We start from the raw sequence: 25,907 nt of genomic DNA, 5'->3' as shown, positions 1-25,907 counted from the left end.
CACATAATGAGGGAATGAAAATCTCTTTCCCCCAACCCTATTTTCAAGACAGAAAATAGAAACTTTATAGTTAGTTATATAGGTGAGAATTCTCAATGTTGGCAAGCTATATTGACAAAGCTATGGAACTAGCAGTTTATGAGATTATTGAAGATGATAGAACTTATACTATTTCTTTGTGAAGCTGCGCCAAATTTTCTCCGTACCTCCTCTCTTTGTGTTCTTTGTGGTTCGTTATTTATTTCTTGCGCGTCAGCGCATCTTCATACAGAGTTGGTATTATTGGGGTGAAATTCCTTCTTTACAGGGTGTCTGGGCGTGAATTAAGAGAAGCTTTGAGTGACTGGATAGCGCTGCGTTTGCGTTTGGGATTTGATATTCCTGTCATTGCGGATATAAATCTCAACGAACTTACTAAACAAGTCTAAAAAATTATTCCCAATCGTCATGAAGGAGATTTTAACGTCGGTTTACGATCGCGACTACTGCGACGAGCTAGGGTTTCTCGTGAGGAATGGTTGGGATAATTTCTCATTGGCGATCGCGCTCCTCAAATCACAAGAACCACCTCCACCAACACCACCCACGAGGCGAAGTAACCGAAGAGTTAGAAAACTTTGAACAAAATCAAAAGTTATTGATGCTGCTGCGATGGGTACTTTAACTATAAGTACTACGCAGGGGTTGGTTTGAAATAGGGAATTTCCTATTTGGAGGTTTAGTTGTATTTTTAGCACTTATTGGCATTTCTGGCTGGAGACTTTCCAATCTGCTGAGTTTTCCAATTTTGGTAGGTTTCATATTAGGTTTTTCCTTGGTGTTCTTTCCCTTAATTTGGTTTCTGTCTCATCTCAAATCTCAGATGCTTCAGGCTCTGCAGATGACTGGAAATTCCAAGTAGCAGTGCTTGCAGATTATCCACTTTTAAATGTTAGTTGGTTAGGCAATCAAACCAGTACTTTAGAATCTCTTGGTTTTGTCCAGTTAATGGATTATAAAGTTGAACCAGGTACTGGATTTGCTCGGTGTTTTGCCCACCCACAACATTATTGCTTTGCTGAAATTGGTCAGATTTTTGGGGCAAATGGAGAGGCAATAGTTGAACACTGTACGGTTTTTAGTATTGTGGAGCAAGATTGGGTAGTCGGTGCTATTAATCGGGAAGTTAATCAAAATGATGGGATTGCATACATCTGGCGTCACCCTAAAAAAGTGGGAACCTACTATCAAAATGTTAGTTTTGATGAATTTTTCCAAGCTCACTTAAGATTTCGTCAGCAAATACTCGATGATTTAGGCATAACTGTATCTACGGATGTTTCGTGGTTGCTTTTAGAAACCTAGAACAACAAGCTACTATTTACCGCAAAAAAACTATGAGGCGAAAACCTCTTTTATTGTCAATACTAGAAGCAACACTGTTTGAACTAAATCCTAAATCTGAATGGTTGGGTGATTACCCAAAAGAAGCGGCAAAAAGACGAGCACATCATCGCTAAATTTATTGAAGTTGCCATTTGAAATCTAAGTCATGCTTCAAAAACCACATCTTCATAAAGTGCTGCCATAGTTCCTTCAAAATTAATGCTATTCAGTCGAAAGAACTCTTGCTGCGAAGTATACGATCGCAAAACCCACAATCCTTCACTATTACGTTGGAAGCACTCAACTCGCTGACGTTTAGTGTTAATTAAAACATACTCTTGCAAGCTCTCCAATGCTTGATAATCAGCGAACTTATCACCCCGATCGAAGGCTTCAGTAGAGTCAGATAAAACTTCGACAATTAAACAAGGATATTTTTTATAAGCTGGCGTTTCTTGGTCTCGTTGGTCGCAGGTAACCATCACATCAGGATAGTAAAATCGATTTAGGGATTCGATTCGTGCTTTCATATCAGAAATGTAAACACGACAGCCAGATCCGCGTACATGATTGCGGAGCAGAGCAAACAAATTCCCGGCAATAGTAACGTGAGGATCGCTTGCTCCAGCCATTGCGTAGATATACCCGTCAATGTACTCATGCTTGACATCACTGTGTTCCTCCATTTTGAGGTATGCTTCGGCAGTGAGATAGTCTTTTTGAGGAGAAGCAATCATAAGTTAAAACCTCGCTGGGTTTTGATCCCAATTTGAAAAATGATTGCGACAGATGGAATACCTAAGAGCTGATCCAGTATTTTTTCACAATCTAATATCTAAAATTGTATGAGTTCTAGGTTAACGTTTGAGAACAGCAAGTTAGTCTCAGTTAGTTAACAAACCTTGAACAAAATGAAAGTATCGCTGATAACGCGATATCATCGTATCTTGTGTCAGTTGCCATCTGTACTGCTAAATCATCGATGACTGCTTCTCACTCTGCATCCCAACCCACTGGAAACAACAATGCGATTGCGCCTATTTCGGATTATCGAATCGTGGATCGCAGCAAGCTGACTCAAATGTTCCAGCATTATGTCGAAACGAAAGAGAAGTATCCTCATGCTGTGTTGTTGTATCGGGTGGGAGATTTCTTTGAATGCTATTTCCAAGATGCTGTAACTTTGGCACAGGAATTAGAACTTTTCCTGACTAGCAAGCCAGTCGGAGAAGTGGGCAGGGTAGCAATGAGTGGCGTACCGCACCATGCTTGGGAACGTCATGCAACTTTGTTGGTGGAAAAAGGCTACGCAGTTGTAATTTGCGATCAAGTGGAAGATGCGGCGGAAGCTACTGGCAGATTGGTGCGGCGGGAAATAACACGTATTCTCACTCCTGGTACTTTGCTAGAAGAGGGAATGCTAAAATCGGGTCGCAATAATTACCTGGCTGCTGTGGTAATTGCGGGGGAGCATTGGGGTTTGGGGTATGCGGATATCTCTACAGGTGAATTCCTCACCACTCAAGGCAGCAATTCAGAACATTTGACACAGGAATTGATGCGCTTGCAGCCTGCGGAAGTTCTAATTCCTACCAATGCTCCTGATTTAGGAGGTTTATTACGTCCGGGAGAAAAATCTGAGCATTTACCGGAATGTTTGCCACCTGCTTTTTGTTATGCTTTACGATCGCAAATTCCTTTCTCGGCAGGAGAAGCTAGAACCAGATTGTTGCAAAAGTTTAAAGTGCGATCGCTAGAAGGTATGGGTTGCGAACATCTTCCCCTCGCTGTTCGTGCATCTGGCGGCTTGCTGCAATACTTAGAAGAAACCCAAAAACACAACTCGGTTCCGCTCCAACTCCTCCGCACCTACACCATTACTGATTACTTAATCGTTGACCATCAAACACGTCGCAACCTAGAAATTACGCAAACAGTCCGAGATGGCAGTTTTCATGGTTCCTTGCTGTGGGCGCTAGATAGAACCAGTACAGCAATGGGCAGTCGTGCCTTGCGGCGATGGTTCCTGCAACCGCTACTTGATATTAAAGGCATTCGGGCGCGACAAGATACGATTCAAGAACTAGTAGAAAACACTCCCCTCCGTCAAGACTTACGCCAGTTGCTACGGCAAATTTATGACTTGGAGCGCCTCACAGGCAGGGCTGGATCTGGCACTGCTAACGGCAGAGATTTAGTAGCTTTGGCAGATTCGCTTTCTAGATTACCGGAATTAGCGCTGTTAGTGTCAGAAACTCGTTCTCCTTTTCTCAAAGCTTTACAAAAAGTGCCGCCTGTATTAGAAGAACTGGCACAAAAAATCAGCGCTCATGTTGTTGAGACGCCACCAGTATATATTAAAGAAGGTGGATTAATTCGTCCTGGAGTGAACAAGCACTTGGATGAAAGACGTGTTTTGGTGGAAGAAGACCAAAAATGGATTGCTAATTTGGAAGTAGAGGAACGATCCAGAACAGGAATTCAAACACTAAAGGTAGGATTTAATAAAACTTTCGGTTATTACATCAGTATTTCTCGCGCTAAAGCTGACCAAGTACCGTCAAATTATATACGCAAGCAAACACTGACAAATGAGGAACGCTACATTACTCCAGAATTGAAGGAACGCGAAGCACGAATCCTCACAGCGCGGGACGATTTAAATCAGATGGAGTATGAAATTTTTATAGCACTGCGAGAAGAGGTGGGGCAGCAGGCGGAGGTAATCCGTAATCTTTCCCGTGCAGTCGCAGCAGCAGATGTACTGTGTGGCTTGGCAGAATTGGCAGTGCATCAAGGCTATTGTTGTCCACAAATGGTAGAAGGACGAGAAATTTATGTTGTGGATGGACGGCACCCGGTAGTAGAACAGTCTTTGCCTGCGGGATTCTTTGTGCCGAATTCGACTCAATTAGGTAACAGGGAACGGGGGACAGAGGACACGGAACAGGGGGACACCCAGACACTGAGAGGGAGAGACACCGAGAAAGGAGGAAGCAAAGAAAGTGAGACGGATATCTGTTCAGTTCCCGCGTCCTCATCTCCCGACTTAATTATTCTCACCGGGCCAAATGCAAGTGGTAAAAGTTGTTATTTAAGGCAGGTGGGGTTGATACAACTGATGGCACAAATTGGCAGTTTCGTACCTGCTAGATTTGCTCGGTTGGGGATATGCGATCGCATATTTACCCGTGTAGGTGCGGTGGATGATTTAGCAACCGGTCAATCTACCTTTATGGTAGAGATGAATGAAACGGCAAATATTCTCAACCATGCGACATCGCGGTCTTTGGTATTATTAGATGAAATTGGTCGCGGAACGGCAACTTTTGATGGTCTTTCTATTGCTTGGGCGGTAGCAGAGTATCTGGCAACGGAAATTCGAGCTAGAACAATTTTTGCCACCCACTACCACGAGTTGAATGAATTGGCGTCGCTGTTGGAGAATGTGGCAAATTATCAGGTGACAGTGAAGGAATTACCAGAGCAAATTATATTTTTGCACCAAGTTCAACCGGGAGGTGCTGACAAGTCTTATGGCATAGAAGCAGGAAGATTAGCAGGTTTACCTAAAGTGGTGATTCATAGAGCTAAACAAGTAATGGGGCAAATCGAAAAACACAGTAAAATCGCGCTCGGTTTACGTGAGGGTTTATAAAATAAAGACTAGTGCCGCTTTACGAAAGTATGAACACTGATACCGATGGGTGCGACATAAATTTAATTTTATCCCCCCATAGGGGGATGTATACTGAATAACGTTAGAAGCGTTAACCTTAAGGGAAAAGCTAATTTTGGTATGCCTAATTGGCTTCCTTAAGCAGCGATCGTAAACCAATCTTTGCTATACCTCAAAGCAACACCATCAGTTAATTTGGCAAACTCGAACAATACACTAGATTTGATCTACCTGATCACCTGCTACTGTCAATCGAAAAATTTATCCTTGATCCAGCTCCAAGTTTATGCTGACGCAACGCCAACATACGATCCTCATTGTCGATGATGTAAAAGACAATCGGGAAAAGTATCGCTGCTATTTAACGACCGATCCAGACATCACTTATACAATCTTGGAAGCGAAATCAGCAAAGGATACCTTAGCGCTGTGTCACACTTTGGCGACTGCAAGTAAATCTCGCAGACTTGATGTTATTCTCTTGAAATACCACCTCAGCGATGGAGATGGATTAGAAGTTCTCACTGCACTGAAAGCCCAACTAGGAAAAACCTGTCCTCCTGTAGTCATTATTGATGGTGACAATAGCGCCATAGCAGTTCAGGCAATTAAAGGCGGAGCCGAAGATTATCTTGTTCAGGATCAACTCACATCAGAGCAGTTACGGTACAAAATGCAAAGTGCGATTGAAAATGCCGAACTGCGTCGAGCATTGCACGAAAGTGAAGAAAGATTCCGCACCTCAGTCGAGAATATGCTTGATTGCTTCGGCATCTACTCAGCGATTCGCAATGAAGTAGGGGAAATCGTAGACTTCCGAGTGGAGTATGTTAACGCTGCCGCTTGTGAAGCCAATCAAATGACAAAAGAACAACAGCTTGGCAAAAGGTTATGTGAATTGCTGCCTGCTCATCGCGAGAGTGGGTTATTCGCACAATACTGTCAGGTTGTAGAAACAGGCAAACCATTAGTCAAAGAATCACTCATTTACTCTGATATTTACAGACAAAAACACCTCACTAGAGCTTTCGATATCCGAGTGACAAAACTAGAAGATGGGTTTGTTGCTGCATGGCGAGACATTACACAAATTAAGCGAGCTGAAGAGGAAGCACTCCAAGAGAGCGAACGGCGCTTCCGCGCAATTTTTAATTCCACGTTTCAATTTATCGGACTGCTCACCGTTGATGGCATTTTAATTGAAGCGAATCAGACGGCGCTCGATTTTGGTGGCTTAACCCACGCTGATGTCATTAATCGCCCATTTTGGGAAGCGCGGTGGTGGACAATTTCACCCCAAACTCAAGAGCAACTCAAAGCCGCGATCGCACAAGCTGCAAGCGGAGAATTTGTGCGATATGAAGTCGAGGTTTTGGGAGCAGGCGATCAAGTTACTACGATTGATTTCTCCCTCAAACCTTTGCGTGATCAGTCAGGGCAAGTAAGTCTGTTGATTCCGGAAGGACGAGATATTAGTGAACAAGTGCGCCTCAGAGGCGATCACCAAAAATTAGAAGCTTCGTTGCAACTAGCAAACAAGCAATTAGAGCAAAGAGTCCTAGAACGCACCGCTCAGTTACAGCAAGCAAATGCCACAATCGCTGAACGCGAGGCAACACTGCGGGCTTATTACGACAACGCACCGATGCAGATGGGAGTTGTCGAATTGACTGAGAACGATATTATTCACATCTACGACAACGCTGCTACTTGCCGCTTCTTTGGACGTGAACCAGGCAGTACAAGCAAAAAACTTGCCAATGAGCTAGGAGCACCCCCTGCTGCCATCCAAACGTGGCTAACCCAGTATCACAAATCACAGGCGCAGGGAAAACCAGTGCAGTTCGAGTATATCCACGAGGATAGTCAAAGCAATCTGCGCTACTTGTCAGTGACAGTCTTCCCCATCGATCCAGCCTTGTTTGGGTGTCCTCGATTTTGCTACGTCGCAGAAGACATCAGCGAACGTAAACGGGTGGAAAAAGCTCTCAGGCAAAGCGAAGCCCAACTTCAACAGCAACTAGCTGAGATTGAATCTATCTACCAATCAGCCCCGGTTGGACTAAACGTCATTGACACCAACCTGCGTTTTGTGCGGATTAATGAACGATTGGCACAAATTAATGGATTGCCTGCACCAGAACATATCGGTCGCACAGTACGAGAGGTGCTACCGCATCTAGCCGATGAAGTCGAACCTTTGTTACGACAGGTATTGGCAGGAGAACCGCTTTTAAATGTGGAGATTCAGGGGGAAACTCCGGCTCAACCTGGTGTGCAGCGAATTTGGTTAGAACACTTTTTACCATTAAAAGTTAACGACCAGATTATCGGCATCAGCACGGTTTGTGAGGAAATCACCGATCACAAGCAGCGTGAAGCGGAGTTACGACAAGTACTGCAAAAGCTAAACTTTCACGTTGAGAACTCCCCATTAGGGGTAATTGAGTGGGATCGGGACTTTCGGGTGTCGCGCTTCTCAAAAGAAGCCGAACGCATTTTCGGTTGGCAAGCAGAGGAATTACTAGGCAAGCGATTTGATGAATGGAACTTCATCTTTGAGGAAGATACTGACGAAGTAGTCAAGATAGTCACAGAATTAACCACAGGTATAGAACCGCGAGTAGTAATTCAGAACAGAAACTATACCAAAGCCGGAACAGTAATTGATTGTCAGTGGTATGACTCTGCCTTGTTAGATGAATCTGGCAAACTAGTTTCAGTGTTATCACTGGTTATGGATGTGAGCGATCGCGTCCGGCTGTTAGCAGAGCGCGAGCGAGTTTTGCAACAAGAACAAGCAGCCCGCGAGCAAGCTGAACGCGCCAACCGCGTCAAAGATGAATTTTTGGCAGTTTTGTCCCACGAACTGCGTACTCCCCTTAACCCCATCCTTGGTTGGGCTAAACTACTTAAAGGCGGCAAGTTAAATGCACAAAAGACGGTTGAAGCTTTAAATATTATTGAACGTAATGCCAAATTACAGGTTGACCTGATTGAAGATTTGCTGGATGTGTCTCGCATTCTTCAAGGCAAGCTTACCCTAAATGTTTCCACAATTAATTTAGAATCCATAATTTCAGCAGCTATAGAAACAGTGCGTCTAGCAGCCGAAACGAAAGAAATTCAGATTCAAACTATTATTGAACCAAATGTAGGGCAAGTTGCAGGCGATCCTGCCCGCTTACAACAAGTTGTTTGGAATCTCCTGTCCAATGCTGTCAAATTTACTCCCACTGGTGGGCGAGTGGAAATCAAGCTAGAGCGTGTAGTTGCGGATGCTCAAATTACCGTTACTGACACTGGCAAAGGCATTAATCCCAAGTTTTTACCATTGATATTTGATTACTTTCGTCAAGAGGACGCCTCCACCACAAGAAAATTTGGAGGACTAGGGTTAGGACTGGCAATTGTCCGTAAGTTAGTAGAGCTACATGGCGGTACGATTGATGCGAATAGCCCAGGTGTGGGGCAGGGGGCAACTTTCATTGTCAGACTACCATTAATGACTCCTCACTTAGAGACTTATGTTGACAAGCAAAGGCAGGATGTATCGTTGGATTTAAGCGAAATCAAAATTTTAGTTGTAGATGATGATGCCGATTCGCGGGATTTTGTTAGCTTTGTGCTGGAATTGTATGGGGCAGAAGTTATTAAAGCTGCATCAGCATCAGAAGCACTACAAATTTTGGCATACTCAAAGCTAGATATTCTCATTAGTGATATTGGTATGCCTGACATGGATGGCTATCAAATGTTACGACAAATTAGAACTTGGACATCAGATCATGGTGGACAAATTCCTGCCATTGCACTTACAGCCTATGCTGGAGAATTTGATCAACAACAGGCACTGACAGCAGGTTTTCAACTGCACATACCTAAACCATTAGAACCAGAGGCTGTAGCCGCCGCAGTTGCCAGACTAGCTGGAGTTATCAAAAAATAACCACTAGTTAATTCCAATCTTGTTCCTCCCTCTTAGCACGACTTTTATAAATACCACCAACATCATGTAGAGCACGAGTTTTCTCAAATAATTCCGCTTCGGTTAAACCCCATTGCTGCATAATTTTCTCTAAATCCTGTTGGATATCTCGCGCTCCAGGAAAACCTTGATAGCGAATGCGTAGCCTTGCTAGTTCTACTAAGTTATGGTCTGTCGCAGCCTGAGCCATTAAATTATCAATTAAAGGGCGATCGCGGTTATATAAAGGATGTTGTTGATCTTTAGCTTCTGCACTCATAATTAGTGTGATATGGTTGGTAGTTGTTAATTGTTAATTGCTATTAACTATTAGCCATTTTTCACCCTCTCATCTGTATTTTCTGCTTCTGGAAATAGGTGGCAAACACACCTTTGCTCTTACGGCTCTCCTCACTGCGGTTAAACTGGAAATAAAGATACATTATCCGTAAGGACAATCATTAGACAAAAGTTCAGGTGAGGGTGAATATAATTTTGCCCATAGCCCAAGCAGCAAGGGAGCAAGACCCGCTATGTTTGAACATTTTACTTCCGAAGCTATTAAAGTAGTTATGCTCGCCCAGGAGGAAGCACGTCGGCTGGGTCACAACTTTGTAGGGACTGAACAAATTCTCCTGGGTTTGCTAGGAGAAGGAACTGGGGTTGCTGCCAAAGTGCTGACGGAATTGGGCGTTACTCTCAAAGACGCACGTCGCGAAGTCGAAAGAATTATCGGTCGGGGTTCTGGCTTTGTACCGCCAGAAATTCCTTTTACCCCGAAAGTAAAAACTTTGTTCGAGCAATCATTTAAAGAAGCTCGTAGTCTCGGACACAATTACATTGGTACTGAACACTTGCTTTTGGGGCTAACGGAAGCAGGTGAAGGAGTCGCCGCTAAAGTATTGCAAAATTTGGGAGTAGACCTCTCGCAAATTCGCACTATAGTAATTCGACGTTTGGGTGAAGTCACCTCTGTCGGCGCTGGTAGCAGTGGTAGCCCCAGACGTACCCAAACACTAACTTTAGAAGAATATGGCAGAAATCTTACTAAACTAGCGCAAGAAGGTAAGCTCGATCCAGTAGTCGGTCGCGAGAAGGAAATTGAACGTGCAGTTCAAATTCTTGGTCGTCGCACAAAGAATAACCCAGTTTTGATTGGCGAACCTGGAGTCGGTAAAACAGCGATCGCCGAAGGTTTAGCACAACGTATTGCCAACCAAGATGTTCCTGACATTTTACAAGACAAGCAAGTTATCAGCCTTGATATGGGCTTGTTGGTGGCAGGCACTCGCTTCCGTGGTGATTTTGAGGAACGCCTCAAAAAAATCATGGAGGAAATCCGTTCTACAGGTAACATCATCCTCGTGATTGATGAAATGCACACTCTTGTTGGTGCGGGTGGTGTAGAAGGCGGCATGGATGCTGCTAATATCCTCAAGCCAGCATTGGCAAAAGGCGAAATGCAGTGTATTGGCGCAACAACCCTTGATGAGTATCGCCAGCATATCGAACGTGATGCTGCACTAGAGCGCCGTTTTCAACCAATTATGGTTGGCGAACCCTCGGTAGAAGAAACTCTCGAAATTCTTCGCGGCTTGCGTTCAGCTTACGAGCAACACCACAGAGTCCAAATTTTGGATGAAGCCCTAGTTGCTGCCGCTCAATTATCTGATCGCTACATTAGTGATCGCTTCTTACCAGATAAAGCGATCGATTTGATTGACGAAGCTGGTTCTCGTGTTCGTTTGCGACACTCAACTGCTGTCGCCAATCGCGAACTCAAGCGTGAATTAGCCACCATTACTAAAGCTAAAGACGAAGCTGTCAGAGCACAAAACTTTGACAAAGCAGGAAATCTACGCGATCGCGAGTTAGAAATTGAAGCTCAACTAGCCGACCCACAAGATGGTCAATCTGTCAACAAACCTGTTGTTGATGAAGAAGACATCGCTCAAATCGTCGCCTCTTGGACTAATATCCCGGTTAACAAGCTAACCGAATCTGAGTCCGAAATGCTGTTGCACTTAGAAGATACCCTGCATCAGCGACTCATCGGTCAAGAGCAAGCAGTGACGGCAGTATCTCGTGCCATCCGTCGCGCTCGTGTGGGCTTGAAAAATCCGAATCGACCAATTGCTAGCTTTATTTTCTCTGGTCCTACTGGAGTTGGCAAGACAGAATTAGCGAAAGCTTTAGCAGCTTACTTCTTCGGTTCTGAAGAAGCAATGATTCGCCTCGATATGTCTGAATTCATGGAACGCCATACCGTCTCCAAGCTCATCGGTTCACCTCCTGGTTACGTAGGATACGACGAAGGTGGTCAATTGACCGAAGCAGTGCGGCGCAGACCTTACACAGTGTTGCTATTCGACGAAATCGAGAAAGCACACCCCGATGTATTCAATATGCTGCTGCAAATGATGGATGATGGTCGTCTCACTGATGCTAAAGGTCGAGTAGTGGACTTCAAAAACACACTGATTATTTTGACTTCTAACATCGGTTCTCGCGTCATTGAAAAAGGCGGCGGTGGTTTAGGCTTCCAGTTTGGTGAAGACGAAGCCGAAGCAAGTTACAACCGCATTAAGTCTTTGGTGAACGAAGAGCTAAAAGCTTACTTCCGTCCAGAATTCCTCAACCGTCTTGATGAAATCATTGTCTTCACTCAACTCAAGAGAGATGAAGTCAAGCAAATCGCACAGATTATGCTCAAGGAAGTTGCTAGCCGCTTAACTGAAAAGGATATTGCCTTAGAAGTTACAGAACGTTTCCAAGAACGTGTAGTACAAGAAGGTTACAATCCCAGTTACGGTGCAAGACCTTTACGTCGGGCAATTATGCGCCTCCTAGAAGATTCTCTGGCTGAGGCAATGCTATCTGGTCAAATCGTAGCAGGTGACACAGCTATTGTAGATGTTGACGATGACGGTCAGGTAACAGTACGCAAGTCAGAAAAACCAGAGTTGCTTTTAGCAAGTGTTGGCTAATCTTTACTATGACCATACCAACATTTGCAAGTACTCTAATTCCCTACGCTGGGTAAAACAATCGAGTAACTCCTTCAAGCAAAAATTTGGTGAATATTTACCCCTGGTAGTATTATCAGGGGTTTTATCTTACATCAATATCCGAAAGAAATGCTCAAGAGCGTGAATTATATCGAATCTAATACCTCCTTGACCCTACAGGCTGAAAGCCTGGGGCTACACAAACAAAGCCCACCTGCGCGGGCTATATAAAAAAGGGGTTGAACAACCCGATTTGGTATTATTCCTAGTACCCAATCCCCAGTCACCAGTCCCCTTTCTAAGAAAACCCGCGCCTTTACTGAAGTTCGGCGTCGGGAATGAGTACGTCACTAGTAGTAAATTAGAGTTAGTTCAAAAAGACACTGCCATTTTCTTGAATTCTGATTGCACCTTGATTATTAGTAGCAGTTGTCTGTTCATCTAAAGACAGTTCTAACAAACCAGACTCAGATTTCATAGGAGTAAACTTCAAAAATCCCTGATCTTGGCGCACAGCAGTAATCGTAACTGCTACTGGCAAATCTCGCAGTACAACTTCGTCTCTACCAGAGAGCAAACGCTTTCCAGTATGGCCGATCACTTCATAGGCAACGACAGCATTAGTATTATTTTTAAGTCTCACATTGACTCTGCCGTCTGTAGGCGTCACCGTGGCGATGGGCGCTTGTTGCGTTTGTGGCAAGGGTGGCTGAACAGGGACTGCGGTTGGTGTACCAGGAGTACCCGGTTCTACTTGTTGAGCTCCTGCTTCTGGGGCTGGTGCAGTTGCTTGCGGTTGCATTCTCTGCGTTAACGCATTAGGCGGACATCCTTGCGGAACTAAAACTCTACTATTGTGTGGCTCTTCGTAGAAAATACTAGGACAGGGATTAACTTGAGAACCAGAACGAATAGAAGACTGCTGTTGAGCCGTAGCCGCCTGTGGTGTTACAGGCAAGCCAATCAGCAAGCCTCCGCAAATAGCACCTAGTAATCCAGCAGATTTACGAAAAATTTTATTCATAGTTTACCTCTAGCCTCAAAATACTATCAATAGTCAATCAATCACTAAGTTGATTAAAAAAGTTTTGATTTTTATAAATTTAAATTATTAATTTATAAATTAACAAATGAAGAAAATATAATTCCTCTAACTGAAGAGATGGAAATAAATAAAAATTTATAAATTTGTTTCAATCAAAAGAATGATAAAGCTTAGGAATTGTTAGAGTATTTTTGTTTTTTTAAATACATCTACTTTAAGTAATAGTTTTGTTTTATCTCTAAAGATAGAGGATTTTCTAAATAAGAATTTTAGTTACAATTACGTAGTAATTTGTCATACGGATGGGCGATCGCTTAACTCAAACTTTGGATACATAACATGATCAACTTCTGGAAGATGATAAGTATTTTTGACTTGTGCGACTCTTACAGTTGGTAAGCGTAGTCTCTAGTCATAAAAAAGCAGACACGCCTTGAGAAAAGAAATATTCATAATCACAGGGAAAAAACAATGCCAGATGAAACAATAAGAAAAGACCTTCCAGAAATTGATCCAACACAGATTGAAGACACCAGAACTTTTATTGCTGATGAGCATAGATCTTTCCTTGAGAAGGTTATGGTCAAAGCTGGATTTGCAGATCTGTACGATGCAAGAGACTTTACCGAAGTTGTGTTTCGCGTTATGCGTGACTTAATGACAACAGAAGCAGCAGATCGCGTCGAGGCAGAACTACATCAAGAGGCTGTACCTACCAAAGAAAAAGCCCTACAAATGGAAGTTGCTGAACTTTGGAGAGATACTAATCCAATTGTGGGATTTTTAAGCAGAGTTCGTCCACCTTGGCAAGGTCCAGGAATCTTCAAAATTGATTCTGATCGTTTTCTGTTTCGGGTTGCCAATGAATCAGGAATGCCGCGAAGCGTTGAACGAGAGCAAGCGGTAAAAGCGGTATTTTCTGCTACTAAAGACGAACTTTCCGAGGAACGGATTCAGGAAATCGCAAGCTGGCTCCCCGGACACGTACGCGAACTTTGGGAACAGGCTTAATTGTAAAGTCACCTTCCAACAAGCAATCTTGAAATATCACTTATACCAATTTTGGATTTTGGAACCACTGCGCCCTTGCGGGTTAAGCGCGTTGTAGACGCCCAGAGGGCGGCTTCCCGCAGGGTAGCACCTGGCGTCACCTGGCGTCGGGTTAAGCGCGTTGAGTGCAAGTGGCGTGATTTTGGATTCAAACCTATTGATTAATAGACTAGTCCAGAATTTTGAAACAAGACTTCCGCTCGCCAATTTGGTATCATAACAAATCTGCAAACTTTACCAGTCTTCGGACAAGGCACAGGCAGAAGGTATCCCTACTAATTACCTTCTGCCATCTGCCTTTTATCTTCTGCCTTCTTCAAGGGGAAAGTGACGGTAATTGTTGTGCCAATACCAACAGTACTATCAACTTGGATTTGTCCCTGGTGATTTTCAACAATAGCTTGGGCGATCGCTAACCCTAATCCTGAACCAGTGGAATTTTCTGCTGCTGTCTTTTCATTAGTGTGGGTGCGTGCCGGATCTACTCGATAAAAACGGTCAAATAAGCGGGGCAAAGCTTCTTTTGGAATGCCAATACCAGTATCACCGATTTTAATTTGCAAATGAGGCCCACTATAGTAACGCAGTCCAGAAACTCGGTTTATTCCCTCTATCCTTGCTAATTCTACATTTACCCGCCCACCAGATGCAGTGTAACGTAAAGCGTTGCCAATTAAATTTGTAAACAACCGCACTAGCTGATCCCAATTGCCCATTAATGAGAACCAATTTTCTAGTATCTCAGGGCTGATGTCAGGGCTGGGAGGATCAATGAATTTGAAGCTAATAGTAATATTTTTTTCAGTTGCTAACAGTTGCTGTTCTTCTACCACTTCCATTAGCAAAGCATCTAAAGGGCAAGGAGAAAAACTTTCTTTGCTAATACCGCTATCTTGCCGTGCCAAAAAGAGTAAATCATTAACTAATCTACCCAAGCGTTGTGTTAGCCGTTCTACCAACTTTAATTGTTGTCTGTAGTGTACAAGAGTAGGGTTATCTGCCTGTGCTAACTCTAAGTCAGTCAGGGCTACTTGTACATTTGTTTGAATTAAAGCAATGGGACTTCTAAGTTCGTGAGAAGCATCAGCAGTAAACTGCTTGAGACGTTGATAAGACTCCCGTACAGGCTCCATAGCTTTACCAGACAGAAACCAACCGCTTGCCGCCACAGAAACCACCATCAAACCAGTACCCAAAGCCAAATCAAAAATCAACTGCCGACTCGGTTTTGTGACTTCAAACCAGGGATGGCTAACACGCAGATATCCCAACACCTGTTTGCCAATTTCTACCCGTTGCGTAACTTGCCGTAGTAAAACTCCTGATTCTTCAGCATTAAATTTTGAGCCAGCAGATGAGATGAGTGGGAAAGTGGGAATATTCTTCTCCTTGTCCCCTATCCCCTGTCCCCTATCCCCTTCTCCCCTCACCACATAAACAGTTTCTCCAGTGCGATTGACGTAAATGGGAATATTTAGCGGTTCTGATAGAGTAGACCAAAGTAATTCACCAGTAGGGCTAAACCACTCTAAGTCAATGTGATCATCTTCTGCGGTATCAGCATTGCCGCGAAAACTGGCTTCTACATTTATACGGTACTTACCAGTGTCAGAATTAACAGGCTCAATAACAAGCGATCGCTCTACTACTTCGACTACATGATTCAAAGTATCATCAATCCGCTCAATCAACGTACTGCGGACATATAAATATACGCCAACGGCAAATAACAATAACAGTACTGCGGTGATAGCAGTATACCAGAGAGCAAGACGGCGACGAGTAGTTTGAAACATAGTTGTAATCAGGCAAGAAATTAGGACGCGGGGAGACACGGGGAATGAAGAGGACACGGGGACACGGTGAGACAGCGCTCTTGGTAGGGTTTCCAATGGACAGTTCCTTCAACGGGGGAAGCCCTCCGAAGTCGCCCCAACGGGGGACTTTGGGGCCCCCACGGAGTGGGGTTGGGGGGAAACCCCCGCACGGCGCTTCTCTGGGCAACGGACTGTTCTCCTCCGCAGGCGACTGCGTACACGCGAAGCGGGTTCTCGTTAGAGTACCCGAAAGGAGACATGGAGAAAAGACATCAGTCGCGATCTTTGCCCTTGTCCCCCATCCTCTTTCTCCGCATCTTCTTCCCAGTCCCTAATCACCAGTACCCAATGCCTTTTAGTCTTTTTCAAGAATCAATAGGATTGAAAATGAAGTTTAAATAAAACCATATCTGACAACCTAAACAAACTTCATTACTTGCGGAGGATATAAAAATGTACCGCATCCTATTTACGTTGGTTCTAATTGTAACTTTTGGACTATCAAGTCTGTTTCTACAATATAAATATAGTGCTGCGACAGAGGCTAGTGCTGCACCGTTGTTTGATAATCTTGGCAAGTATCATCATCCCATTTCTACAAAATCGCCACTTGCCCAGCGTTACTTTGACCAAGGGTTAATTCTAGCTTACGGTTTTAACCATGCTGAGGCTGAACGTTCTTTCCGGGAAGCAGCTAGGCTCGATCCCGACTGTGCAATTTGTAATTGGGGAACTGCTCTCGTGCTTGGCTCAAACATCAACGCTGCTATGGATGATGAAGCTGTGTCTGTGGCGTGGGAAGCACTGCAAAAAGCAGTAAAATTAAGTGAAAAAGCTAGTAAGATGGAGCAGGCTTACATTCAGGCTTTAGCAAAGCGTTATTCGCAAAAACCTGTCAAAGACCGTAAGTCTCTTGAAATTGCTTATGCAAAAGCAATGCGAGAGGTAGCAAAAAGTTATCCGGATGACTTAGATGCTGCCACTTTGTTTGCTGAAGCACTAATGGACACCATGCCTTGGAATTACTGGCAAGAAAACGGTGAACCAAAGCCGGAAACACGAGAAATTCTCACTACATTAGACTCAGTATTAAGACGTAATCCTAACCATCCTGGGGCAAATCACTTGTATATTCACGCAGTTGAGGCTGTAAAACCTGAACTGGGTATAGCAGCAGCCGATCGCCTGGGCAATTTAGTACCGGGTGCTGGACACCTCGTGCATATGCCTTCCCACATCTACATTCGTGTCGGACGCTATCATGATGCTGCTATTGCCAACCAAAAAGCCATTGCCGCAGATAAAGCATATACCACCCAATGCCACAAACAAGGTATGTATCCTCTAGCGTATATGCCGCATAATCACCATTTTCTGTGGGCTGCTGCCACGATGGCAGGAAACCAAAAATTAGCAATGCAAGCTGCTCGCGATACCGCAGCGATGGCAGATGAAAAGAAGATGCGCGAACCTGGATATGGAACACTACAGCATTACTATTCCATGCCGCTTTATACCCAGACTCGCTTTGGTAAGTGGGATGATATTCTCGCACAGCCAGCCCCAGCCAAAGATTTGCAGTATCCTACGGGAGTTTGGCATTATGCACGGGGAACTGCCTTTACAGCCAAAGCTCAATTCAAAGAAGCAAAACAGGAACTAGAAAAATTAAAAGCGATCGCTGCCGATTCGACATTAAAAACAGTAACAATTTGGGATATTAATATTACTAGCAGCTTGCTAAACATTGCATCTGAAGTTTTGGCAGGTAAACTTGCAGCTAAACAGGGTGATTACAACAATGCGATCGCTCATCTCAAAACAGCAGTCACATTGGAAGACAAACTCAACTACGACGAACCACCGCCTTGGCATTATCCAGTTCGTCAAGCTTTAGGAGCAACTTTACTTCAGGCTCATCGCCCTAAGGAAGCTGAGATTGCATATCGAGAAGACTTGAAACGCTTTCCTGAGAATGGTTGGTCGTTATTTGGACTGACAAAAAGTCTAGAGGCACAAGGCAAAACTAAAGAAGCTCAAGCAGTGCAAAAACGCTTTGTCACCGCTTGGGAATATGCCGATTTCTCCCCTCTCACAACAATCCGCGATAACGAATAAAAACTAAAATCACCGCCCACGATCCCAATGCGACTTTGATGGCAACCAAAATGTTGAGCAGGGGAACAACTCCACCACTGACAAGTGCGCCCAACTCTCCGTGCGGTAATTCCACTCCCGCCAAAGTGATCGCTGCCAGTATGATGAAAATCAGAACCGAAACCTTTTCCCATGTAGCAGCGTGCCAGCGCTTGTAGATTGCCTGCATCCACTCCGATGAAGAGGTAATCGCTACAAGCCCGATCGCCGTTCCGCCCGCCACCCCAGCCGCAAAACCACCACCTGGACTCAAATGCCCCCGAATTGCCAGTTCGATACCCACCAACGCGGCAATTGTCGCCCCCAGACGTGCCAGAACAATCGATGGTTGATCTGTGAACTGATAGATTGTGCAGGATGGCCTTTCATTTGCCAACAAAAAATTGGCACCTAAAATCGCGATCGTAAATACTACCACCTCATAGATAGTGTCGTACAGACGGTTCCTAAAAATGATACCCGAAACTGCATTAGGCACCCCACTATCTTGTACTATCGACTCGACGATAGAAATCGACAAGTCTGGTGCTGGGTTAGGGATGACAAGCATTTTGACAAACAGCGCTATTCCTGCTATAATATAGAGCCATTTCATGGATGCTTCTCCCTAGAGTCTGATGTACTTACATAAATTAGGGTTGTCCCTGGTGATGAAAGTTCATTTTGGATAATGTCATAAATGCGTTGAACCCTGGTCGTGGTGTGATAAGGTTGCTTTTCGCCTCCAGACACTGTGCTGTCTTGCTGACTGTGTTCTGATGGGGTACAAATCGCATGGACTTCCTTGTCCATCAGCGCCCGGTGCAAAGCCTGTGTATTTGTATATGGCACTAACTCAAGACGCATATGGCGTTTGCCAAAGATGGTTCGTAAGTTATTCATCAGTTGCCCAAAATAGTGATTATCATCAGCCTCGCTTGATTCGTCTTGAAGTACGCCAAGACGCATAACCAGTGATGAACGCACCGCAATGGCGTAGAGAGTAATTGCGAGCATGGTACCTACCAATGCTTCAGTTAAAGCAACATCCGCCGCCCCTAAAACCACATATACCAATGCCGCCACTGCTCCCAAGATGCCGCGAATTACCAGAGCATGATATGGATTAACCTGAAGTACCACCATAGACGCAGCCAAGGGCAGCAGAGCAACTATGATATAGACATAGGTATCATTCATTTTTGCCTCCGCCACTAGAACAATATGCCAGCACATACCCCAGCATCGTATTCCAAATCGCTAAGGAGATAATGGCAAGGATAAGTAATGGCCATTCACTGGGTATCTTCAGAAGCAACCCGACGATTACACTCATAGATCCGAGCGTATCCGCAACCGAAAGACTATGCAATTTGAATAACACCGATCGCTTGCCGAGCAGATGAGAAGTTCCCCAAAACCAGAAGACGATGCCTACGCCGATACAGGTATAGCTAAACAGGTTGATCATATCTCACCAATTTGATACATCACTCATTCGTTTCAGTACATGTGCCAACAGCATCAATGCGGCATTTCCCACACTCAGGATAATTACCCCAACAACACCGATCATCCAATCATCACGTAATACGGATACAACCAGGATCATGACTGACGCTTTGGTTGCAATACTAGAAAACGCCAACATCTTCTGCCAGATACTGTTATCTTTACATCCCTCGTAAATAGGGATAAGTAAAGCCACAATCATTGCAATCAGTACGAAATTCAGGTTCATGCCTTCTTCCTCCGTCGAACCCGGTGTACTTCATACCAGCCATCTTCGTGGTATTTCAAGACGATTGTCTTTGGCGTAAATGTAATCAGAAATATATCTAGAAATATGAGTCCGGGTGTCCGTCGTGGTTTAACTCGTTCTAGGGTGACATCTTCTTCATTATGCGGACGGAGGATAATTTCAAAAGCCTCAATATATGCCTGGGGAATTGCCACAAGCACCTCACCCAACGCTCGTAGCCAATCCTTTAATGCTCCTGCGGCTTTGTGTCTGTGTGGCAATAGAAGTGCGACACTAACGCCAATGATGATATTTGCCACACTCCAATTGGCGGTGAGCAGAAACCAGATGACTAGCCGCAATATCAGATTCAAATACCCAATCATGCAAATACCATCCAGAACAGCAGAATCAACATCAAACTCATCACACCGATTAGATGCTCAAATTGCTCAAGTAGACGCGGCAGCTTGAGGACTGAACGTCGAAACATCAAAAAATATGCCAACCAGCCAACGGCGATAATTGCCAGTGGTTTGATCACATTTGCAACGGTATAAGCCTCGAAATACACAACATTTGCTAAAACCAAACCACCAATCAATAAGATCATCGCTGCCCAAAAACCGGGTTTTACATCCTCTTGTTTCTTTTGTCTTTCATGGGGTAGAAATATGAATTTGGCAAACGATATGGCAGTTCCCAGGGCTGCAATGTTCATGGCGATCGCTTGCCAAGGTAGTAGATTTTTCGTCGTCAATACTTTCGCCCCAAAACCCGACAACAAAGGAAAGCCTGATATTGAGAAGCTAGCTATCACCAAGGCAATCCAGACTGAGGTATCAATTGGCTTTTGTTGCAACTCCTTCAGATTTCGGCTCGGCAAAACTCCTACGATCAAAAACAGTGCCGATTTAACCAAACCGTGTGTCAACGCATAAAAGCCACCCACCCCAGGTGCCGCAAGGATAAAGCCTAACTGCGAAACTGTATGAAATGCCAGCATCCGCTTGGTATCTTTTTCAAAGACTGCATAGAACACTCCCAAAAGCGCCGTTCCAACTCCAAATATCCTGACAATCGGATCAATCTCATCCAAAAACAGAGCACAACGCACCAGTGGATAGACACCAGCCTTTACCACAATTCCCGACAGCATGGCTGACACTGGTGTTTCCGATTCGGAGTGAGTCAAAGGTAACCACAATCCCGATACAAAAATACCTCCCTTGACCAAAAGTCCCAGAAAAATCAGGGCTAGTGCCTCTGGAGGTGCTCCACGCAAACCTGCAAAACCAAATGAATGATGTGTCTGATAAACCAGCACCGCGCCCACTAAATAAAACAGCATTGCCACATTGCTGACAAATAGATAGCGCAAACCCACCCAAATCGAGCGATCGCTCCGAGGATAAGCTATCAACAGAAACGCAGCAATACTGATTACCTCTAAGGCTACGTATAAACTAATAAAATCTGAACAGACGAATGCGGCATTTACACTACCATGCAGAATTATAGTCTGTGCATAAAAAAAAGCTGTCTTAGCACTGTACCAACAGTAGAGAATCACTGCTGCTGTTACCAGCGCATTGGTCAATATAAAATAGCCGCTTAACTGATCTATCGTTAATGTGACGCCAAAATTATCCAATAATTGCAGTCTCAGGGGTCGCTCGGCAAACAGTTGTAGCGCGTATCCGCCCGAAACAACAGCCGTGCTCAGTGCGAGATATCGGTCAAATTTGGGGAACAGATAAATGACAAACCCCACAAAAAACGGGAGTGCGATCCATCCAATCGTAATGGTACTCATGGGGTATTGCTCTTCTCGATTTCGTTGCTTTCCAATGTCGGATTATCCCGTGCCAACTTCATGACACCAACCAGCATTAAGGCTTGAATCGACAAGCCGATCACAATCGCCGTCAATATCACCGCCTGAGGAACCGGATCGGAGTAAGCGACATTTTTGACCTTTGAAACAATAGGTGTGAATAAGCCATCTCGTGATGCAATCAGCACGTAATAGGCGATAACCCCCGTGCTCATCACATCCATGGAGATAATCTTCATAACAAGATTCTTTTTAAAAATGATGCCAAAAAATCCGCACAATATAGTTGCGAATACGCATGCTTCTAACACAAGAATTGCCTATTGGGTAAGGGTCGGTTGTAATTAGTTTTGAAAAAATCTTTGATTAATACACTATTTGCATGATACTTTAAAGAATTCTACGCCTAAATCTAGCTAGAATTCAAGCGATGAAGGCAAATAGGTTAATGTGAGCATTTAAAATCTAAGGATAGGATTCAGCAGCTGTACACAAAGCTTCCAATGTTTCGTCAAAGGTTATAAGAAGTTTAGTCGTCTACTGGCGTTCAAAATCTTTAGTTAAGTGATGCTAAGTTATAGTACTGTAGGCACAAAAACAAGTAGTCAATGGCATTTGGGACTAGTTTGAGCGCACACTTTATTTTCGCTTTGACTTAACCAGCCCTTGCCCTTACAGTCAAATACTTCAACTCGATTAGGTCGCAAATAAGTTCTGACAACCCACTCGGCACCAACTTGCTCGTATTTTGCATTTGTAAGGAAATATTCAATTTTTGTGGCTTGCTATGATGTAGAGCACACCATGACTCAAAGCATTTTGGCATTACTGGTACAGATGCATATTTCATTTGACGCTGCTGTTGAGTTTGACGTAAAAGTCTCTCTCAATAAGTATTTTCGCTTATTTTTGCACCTGTTTTTGACAAAGTTCCATCTTATTTTTAATGGAGAAGCATTGATGTAACTCTATACATAAAGTCACATCAATTAGGTTTTTGGAGCTAAAAAGTTTGTTGATGAACAACAGAATTTACGTATCGCAAGCTGATATATTGATTGCGGCAACAGCTAAAAAACATTCTTTGACACTTGTTACTAGAAATATTAAGGATTTTGAGGGTTGCGGTATATCCACGTTGAATCAATTTAGTTGAAATTTATCTTAATATCTAAGAGTGCGATCGCCCACATCATCGCATCATCAGAAGTGCGTAGACGCGACGGGAAGCCGGGCAAAGCCCGTCTAAAGAAGTCGCTAGCTAACGCAACACCTGACGGCGAACACGCAAGAGCGTAGGTAGCGGCTTATCGAGAGACATCACCCACATTACACCTATACCAAAAGTGCGCTCACTTTACATCACAATGTATCAAAATCAACCTTAGAATTAGATATTTGCGTCAGTGACATAGCGATCGCAAAGACACCTTATACCATTTCACTTTTTGAGTGATTCATCTTCAACCCCTCCCACCTCCCCTTAGTAAGGGGAGGTGCTGTAGGCGGTGGGGTACATCCATATCAGCCTTTTCGTGAAATAGTATTACTCATTTTTTTGAAGTTAGTGTTGCTAGTAGTCAAAAATACGTAGTGACCTTTGCATTCTCTTGGAACGATAATGAAAAATATGTTTTCGATTTGACAGCAAGAGGATGTTAGGATGCTGCTCAATGAGCGCTATCAAGTAATTCGCACTCTGGGAAGTGGTGGATTTGGTGAGACTTTCTTAGCAGAAGATAGCCAGATGCCTTCTCACCGTCGCTGTGTGATTAAACAACTCAAACCAATTCAAAATAATCCTCAGATTTACCAACTAGTACAAGAGCGGTTTGGGCGAGAAGCAGCTATTTTAGAAGACTTGGGCGGATCTACTGACCAGATTCCTTGCTTGTACGCTTATTTTCAAGCTAATAGTCAATTCTACTTAGTTCAAGAGTGGATTGAAGGTGACACACTTACTGAAAAAATTAGACAACAGGGTTTATTTAGCGAAAGTGCGGTTCGGGAATTATTAGCAAATTTATTACCAGTTTTAGAATACGTACACTCGAAGCGGATTATTCACCGTGACATCAAACCGGATAATATCATTTTGCGTCATCGCGACGGCAAACCCGTACTAATTGATTTTGGTGCGGTACGAGAATCAATGGGAACAGTGCTTAATTCTCAAGGAAATCCCACTAGTTCGATTGTAATTGGTACACCTGGATATATGCCTAGTGAACAGGCAGCTGGTAGACCAGTTTATTCTAGCGATTTATATAGTTTAGGAATGACAGCAATTTATCTGCTGACAGGGCAACCACCACAGGCACTAGAGACAGACTCACGAACAGGAGATATTCTTTGGCATCGCCATGCTATAAATGTTAGTCCGACATTGATGGGAATAATCGATAAGGCAATACAGTATCACCCACGTGATCGCTTTAGCAGTGCCAGGGAAATGTTAGATGCTCTGCAAGGCGTAGTAAGTCCAATTCCACCCACACAACCTGTTTTCACCCAACCACCAACACTACCTACCCATCCTCCCGAAACGGTAAGTTTAAATCCACCATCTATAACTCAAGATAAAAATCGCAATAATATTTTGATAGCAAGTGCGATCGCAGGTGGTTTAATTGGTGGATCTGTAATTATTGGTTTTGCTTTAACAAAATCTTCTCAACCAGTAGCACAGCAAACAATTTCACCTTCAGTTAATTTACCAACCGCTACACCCCAAGTTACAGAAACTCCTAATTTAAAATCAACACCTCAAATTATAGAAACTCCTAACATCAAATCTACACCAATTAGCCAACCTATATTGACTCCATCTCCATCTATTGTAAACACATCCAAAACACCAGAAAATACTACAACAATCAACGATTATTTCTGGCTTTCTCAAAGACTAGTCACAGATACAGACTTAAATAATAAAGATAGTTTTGAGCTAGATATTATGCGGAATTCTATTTTTGCACGTCACGGGCGGCGTTTTGATACTCCAGGATTGCAAGAGTATTTTGATAGCCAGCCGTGGTATAGTCCAAGGTATTCACCAAAGAACTTTCCTACAAAGTTGTTATCAAAAATAGAACGACAAAATGTTGAATATATTGCCAAATATCAAGACCGTAATAATCGCAGACATTTTAAGAAGTAAGTAGAAGGCAGTCACGATGAAACAAGTTTCACCCCCATGCATGAAAAACCTCACTCCGTCCTGTCGGACACCCCTCTCCTTAGCAAGGAGAAGGGCAGGGGGTGAGGTAACTTTCAAGTCAGAGGACAGACGGCAGAAGGTAAACTGACGAATTAATTACTATTTGTCGATTAGATTACAGATAAGTTCTCCCACCCCATTTGAATCAAATGGTACAATAGTTCTATCTTTGCGAACTCTCAGGCGATCGCGACAATTATATACTTCTGTTGGTCTTTTTACACCATCAACACTAACATCTGCTCTATACTCCCAATGGTATTTGGCACTGCGTTTGATATTAATAATGCAAATTGAGTGGTTATTAAGGTTACGACAGGTAAATGCTTGTGCAGGGAGCGCGACTGCAAACGATAATGATAATACCAGTACTAAATAAATGGACTTTAACCTAGTTAGAAACATAGCCTTTTTGCCATTCTTTAAGGATTAATCCCGACCAGGTAATAAACCCAATTATCGATAAACCTGCAATAAAATCAAACCAAATTAAAGTATGCATTTTTAAAGAAAATTTTGACATTTCTCCATAAAAATAATGTCCTGGGCTGAATAAGCCTGTGAGTGAATATATACCAAGAAATAAATAAGCTATTCTCAGTATTCCTTTTCGATACAGCAAATAGCCAACTACCCCAATTAGTGTCAAAATAATCCAAGCCATATAAACTCTATACGAATAAGATATCCATTCAGGGGCTGGGTATCTATCAATGAAAATAGCATTATCTGTGTAGTGAGAAATTGTAATAACAACGTTGGTAATTAGTAGAGGTACTAAGAAAATTTGACCTTTTTTGTTCATATAAATATCCATTTTTGGATGCTAAAAAATCAAAACTTACTCATGAAATAAGGTTCCAATTTGGAACAAAATGTTTTCGTTTTACATAAAATTTAAACTAAATATATCCCAAACTGGATCTATCGCTCAACCAAAAATAACGAATTACGGCAACATTATTGCACTATTTGTAGATTTTGTAAGATTTTCTCGATAATTGCTATTAGTGTCAAAAGACGAAGTGTCAAACTTGAGAAA

Annotated in this window: 25 protein-coding genes; 12 read left to right on the top strand and 13 right to left on the bottom strand. The window is 43.3% G+C overall.

Going from position 1 to position 25,907, the window contains the following annotated elements:
• The first annotated feature begins 447 nt into the window (after nucleotides 1-447).
• The 3 genes from QUB80_RS14280 to QUB80_RS14270 all read left to right on the top strand — a co-directional run bounded on the left by QUB80_RS14280 (nucleotide 448) and on the right by QUB80_RS14270 (nucleotide 1,499).
• Nucleotides 448-621, top strand: coding sequence for a hypothetical protein (locus QUB80_RS14280; RefSeq protein ID WP_289790162.1), 174 nt, complete (start codon nucleotides 448-450; stop codon nucleotides 619-621).
• Between the two features lie 282 nt (nucleotides 622-903).
• Complete coding sequence (locus QUB80_RS14275; protein WP_289790161.1) at nucleotides 904-1,344, top strand: hypothetical protein; 441 nt, start codon at nucleotides 904-906, stop codon at nucleotides 1,342-1,344.
• A gap of 32 nt (nucleotides 1,345-1,376) precedes the next feature.
• Nucleotides 1,377-1,499: a hypothetical protein gene (locus QUB80_RS14270; protein WP_289790160.1), complete on the top strand. Its 123-nt coding sequence runs from the start codon at nucleotides 1,377-1,379 to the stop codon at nucleotides 1,497-1,499.
• Between the two features lie 30 nt (nucleotides 1,500-1,529).
• Here QUB80_RS14270 and QUB80_RS14265 read toward each other — a convergent pair whose 3' ends face one another.
• Complete coding sequence (locus QUB80_RS14265) at nucleotides 1,530-2,102, bottom strand: Uma2 family endonuclease (protein WP_289790159.1); 573 nt, start codon at nucleotides 2,100-2,102, stop codon at nucleotides 1,530-1,532.
• A 245-nt stretch (nucleotides 2,103-2,347) separates the two neighbouring features.
• Here QUB80_RS14265 and mutS point away from each other — a divergent pair, with 245 nt between their 5' ends.
• Both mutS and QUB80_RS14255 read left to right on the top strand, forming a co-directional pair.
• Nucleotides 2,348-5,023, top strand: a complete 2,676-nt coding sequence (gene mutS, locus QUB80_RS14260; RefSeq protein ID WP_289790278.1) for a DNA mismatch repair protein MutS — start codon at nucleotides 2,348-2,350, stop codon at nucleotides 5,021-5,023.
• A gap of 307 nt (nucleotides 5,024-5,330) precedes the next feature.
• Entirely contained in the window at nucleotides 5,331-8,993 is a 3,663-nt protein-coding gene (locus QUB80_RS14255) for a PAS domain-containing protein (protein ID WP_289790158.1), read from the top strand.
• 7 nt (nucleotides 8,994-9,000) lie between these two features.
• Here QUB80_RS14255 and QUB80_RS14250 read toward each other — a convergent pair whose 3' ends face one another.
• Nucleotides 9,001-9,291, bottom strand: a complete 291-nt coding sequence (locus QUB80_RS14250; RefSeq protein WP_289790157.1) for a DUF3288 family protein — start codon at nucleotides 9,289-9,291, stop codon at nucleotides 9,001-9,003.
• A gap of 253 nt (nucleotides 9,292-9,544) precedes the next feature.
• Here QUB80_RS14250 and QUB80_RS14245 point away from each other — a divergent pair, with 253 nt between their 5' ends.
• The gene (locus QUB80_RS14245; RefSeq protein ID WP_289790156.1) at nucleotides 9,545-11,998 is read left to right on the top strand and encodes an ATP-dependent Clp protease ATP-binding subunit; all 2,454 of its coding nucleotides are present in this window, start codon (nucleotides 9,545-9,547) and stop codon (nucleotides 11,996-11,998) included.
• A 388-nt stretch (nucleotides 11,999-12,386) separates the two neighbouring features.
• Here QUB80_RS14245 and QUB80_RS14240 read toward each other — a convergent pair whose 3' ends face one another.
• Nucleotides 12,387-13,043, bottom strand: a complete 657-nt coding sequence (locus QUB80_RS14240) for a superantigen-like protein SSL4 (protein WP_289790155.1) — start codon at nucleotides 13,041-13,043, stop codon at nucleotides 12,387-12,389.
• 492 nt (nucleotides 13,044-13,535) lie between these two features.
• On the opposite strand from QUB80_RS14240, the gene QUB80_RS14235 reads away from it, so the two are divergent.
• Nucleotides 13,536-14,075, top strand: a complete 540-nt coding sequence (locus tag QUB80_RS14235) for a DUF2267 domain-containing protein (RefSeq protein ID WP_289790154.1) — start codon at nucleotides 13,536-13,538, stop codon at nucleotides 14,073-14,075.
• Nucleotides 14,076-14,126: 51 nt separating this feature from the next.
• A complete protein-coding gene (locus tag QUB80_RS14230) occupies nucleotides 14,127-14,279 on the top strand; it encodes a hypothetical protein (protein WP_289790153.1) in 153 nt (50 codons plus the stop codon).
• A 110-nt stretch (nucleotides 14,280-14,389) separates the two neighbouring features.
• Here the strand turns inward: QUB80_RS14230 and QUB80_RS14225 are convergent, their stop codons facing one another.
• A complete protein-coding gene (locus QUB80_RS14225) occupies nucleotides 14,390-15,910 on the bottom strand; it encodes a sensor histidine kinase (protein ID WP_289790152.1) in 1,521 nt (506 codons plus the stop codon).
• Between the two features lie 474 nt (nucleotides 15,911-16,384).
• On the opposite strand from QUB80_RS14225, the gene QUB80_RS14220 reads away from it, so the two are divergent.
• On the top strand, nucleotides 16,385-18,049 hold the full coding sequence (locus QUB80_RS14220) for a tetratricopeptide repeat protein (protein WP_289790151.1): 1,665 nt from the start codon (nucleotides 16,385-16,387) through the stop codon (nucleotides 18,047-18,049).
• On the opposite strand, the gene QUB80_RS14215 is transcribed toward QUB80_RS14220, so the two are convergent.
• The 7 genes from QUB80_RS14215 to QUB80_RS14185 are packed head-to-tail and all read right to left on the bottom strand — an operon-like array spanning nucleotide 18,024 to nucleotide 21,956.
• Nucleotides 18,024-18,683, bottom strand: a complete 660-nt coding sequence (locus QUB80_RS14215; RefSeq protein WP_289790150.1) for a Na(+)/H(+) antiporter subunit B — start codon at nucleotides 18,681-18,683, stop codon at nucleotides 18,024-18,026. The two genes, QUB80_RS14220 and QUB80_RS14215, sit on opposite strands and share 26 nt — an antisense overlap.
• The gene (locus QUB80_RS14210) at nucleotides 18,680-19,267 is read right to left on the bottom strand and encodes a DUF4040 domain-containing protein (RefSeq protein WP_289790149.1); all 588 of its coding nucleotides are present in this window, start codon (nucleotides 19,265-19,267) and stop codon (nucleotides 18,680-18,682) included. The genes QUB80_RS14215 and QUB80_RS14210 overlap by 4 nt, the downstream gene beginning before the upstream one ends.
• A complete protein-coding gene (locus QUB80_RS14205) occupies nucleotides 19,260-19,538 on the bottom strand; it encodes a monovalent cation/H(+) antiporter subunit G (RefSeq protein WP_289790148.1) in 279 nt (92 codons plus the stop codon). The genes QUB80_RS14210 and QUB80_RS14205 overlap by 8 nt, the downstream gene beginning before the upstream one ends.
• Nucleotides 19,539-19,541: 3 nt before the next feature.
• A complete protein-coding gene (locus tag QUB80_RS14200; RefSeq protein ID WP_289790147.1) occupies nucleotides 19,542-19,808 on the bottom strand; it encodes a hypothetical protein in 267 nt (88 codons plus the stop codon).
• The gene (locus QUB80_RS14195) at nucleotides 19,805-20,194 is read right to left on the bottom strand and encodes a Na+/H+ antiporter subunit E (RefSeq protein WP_289790146.1); all 390 of its coding nucleotides are present in this window, start codon (nucleotides 20,192-20,194) and stop codon (nucleotides 19,805-19,807) included. The genes QUB80_RS14200 and QUB80_RS14195 overlap by 4 nt, the downstream gene beginning before the upstream one ends.
• On the bottom strand, nucleotides 20,191-21,624 hold the full coding sequence (locus QUB80_RS14190; protein ID WP_289790145.1) for a cation:proton antiporter: 1,434 nt from the start codon (nucleotides 21,622-21,624) through the stop codon (nucleotides 20,191-20,193). Before QUB80_RS14190 ends, QUB80_RS14195 begins: the two co-directional genes overlap by 4 nt.
• Nucleotides 21,621-21,956, bottom strand: coding sequence for a cation:proton antiporter subunit C (locus QUB80_RS14185; RefSeq protein ID WP_289790144.1), 336 nt, complete (start codon nucleotides 21,954-21,956; stop codon nucleotides 21,621-21,623). Before QUB80_RS14185 ends, QUB80_RS14190 begins: the two co-directional genes overlap by 4 nt.
• A 493-nt stretch (nucleotides 21,957-22,449) precedes the next feature.
• Here QUB80_RS14185 and QUB80_RS14180 point away from each other — a divergent pair, with 493 nt between their 5' ends.
• The 3 genes from QUB80_RS14180 (at nucleotide 22,450) to QUB80_RS14170 (ending at nucleotide 24,805) form a co-directional block, all read left to right on the top strand.
• Nucleotides 22,450-22,611 carry a hypothetical protein gene (locus tag QUB80_RS14180; protein ID WP_289790143.1) on the top strand — a complete coding sequence of 54 codons (162 nt, stop codon included), beginning with the start codon at nucleotides 22,450-22,452 and terminating at the stop codon, nucleotides 22,609-22,611.
• A 186-nt stretch (nucleotides 22,612-22,797) separates the two neighbouring features.
• Nucleotides 22,798-22,944 (top strand): hypothetical protein, encoded by a 147-nt coding sequence (locus QUB80_RS14175; protein ID WP_289790142.1) that lies wholly within the window; start codon nucleotides 22,798-22,800, stop codon nucleotides 22,942-22,944.
• A gap of 364 nt (nucleotides 22,945-23,308) precedes the next feature.
• Nucleotides 23,309-24,805, top strand: coding sequence for a protein kinase domain-containing protein (locus tag QUB80_RS14170; RefSeq protein ID WP_289790141.1), 1,497 nt, complete (start codon nucleotides 23,309-23,311; stop codon nucleotides 24,803-24,805).
• A gap of 159 nt (nucleotides 24,806-24,964) precedes the next feature.
• On the opposite strand, the gene QUB80_RS14165 is transcribed toward QUB80_RS14170, so the two are convergent.
• Nucleotides 24,965-25,270: a hypothetical protein gene (locus tag QUB80_RS14165; RefSeq protein WP_289790140.1), complete on the bottom strand. Its 306-nt coding sequence runs from the start codon at nucleotides 25,268-25,270 to the stop codon at nucleotides 24,965-24,967.
• Complete coding sequence (locus QUB80_RS14160; protein ID WP_289790139.1) at nucleotides 25,257-25,670, bottom strand: hypothetical protein; 414 nt, start codon at nucleotides 25,668-25,670, stop codon at nucleotides 25,257-25,259. Before QUB80_RS14160 ends, QUB80_RS14165 begins: the two co-directional genes overlap by 14 nt.
• Nucleotides 25,671-25,907: the final 237 nt, after the last annotated feature.

This window comes from Chlorogloeopsis sp. ULAP01, from assembly GCF_030381805.1.
GTDB lineage: Bacteria > Cyanobacteriota > Cyanobacteriia > Cyanobacteriales > Nostocaceae > Chlorogloeopsis.
The sequence above is the reverse complement of the archived record's forward strand: the minus strand, read 5'-3'. Positions and strand labels throughout refer to the sequence as shown.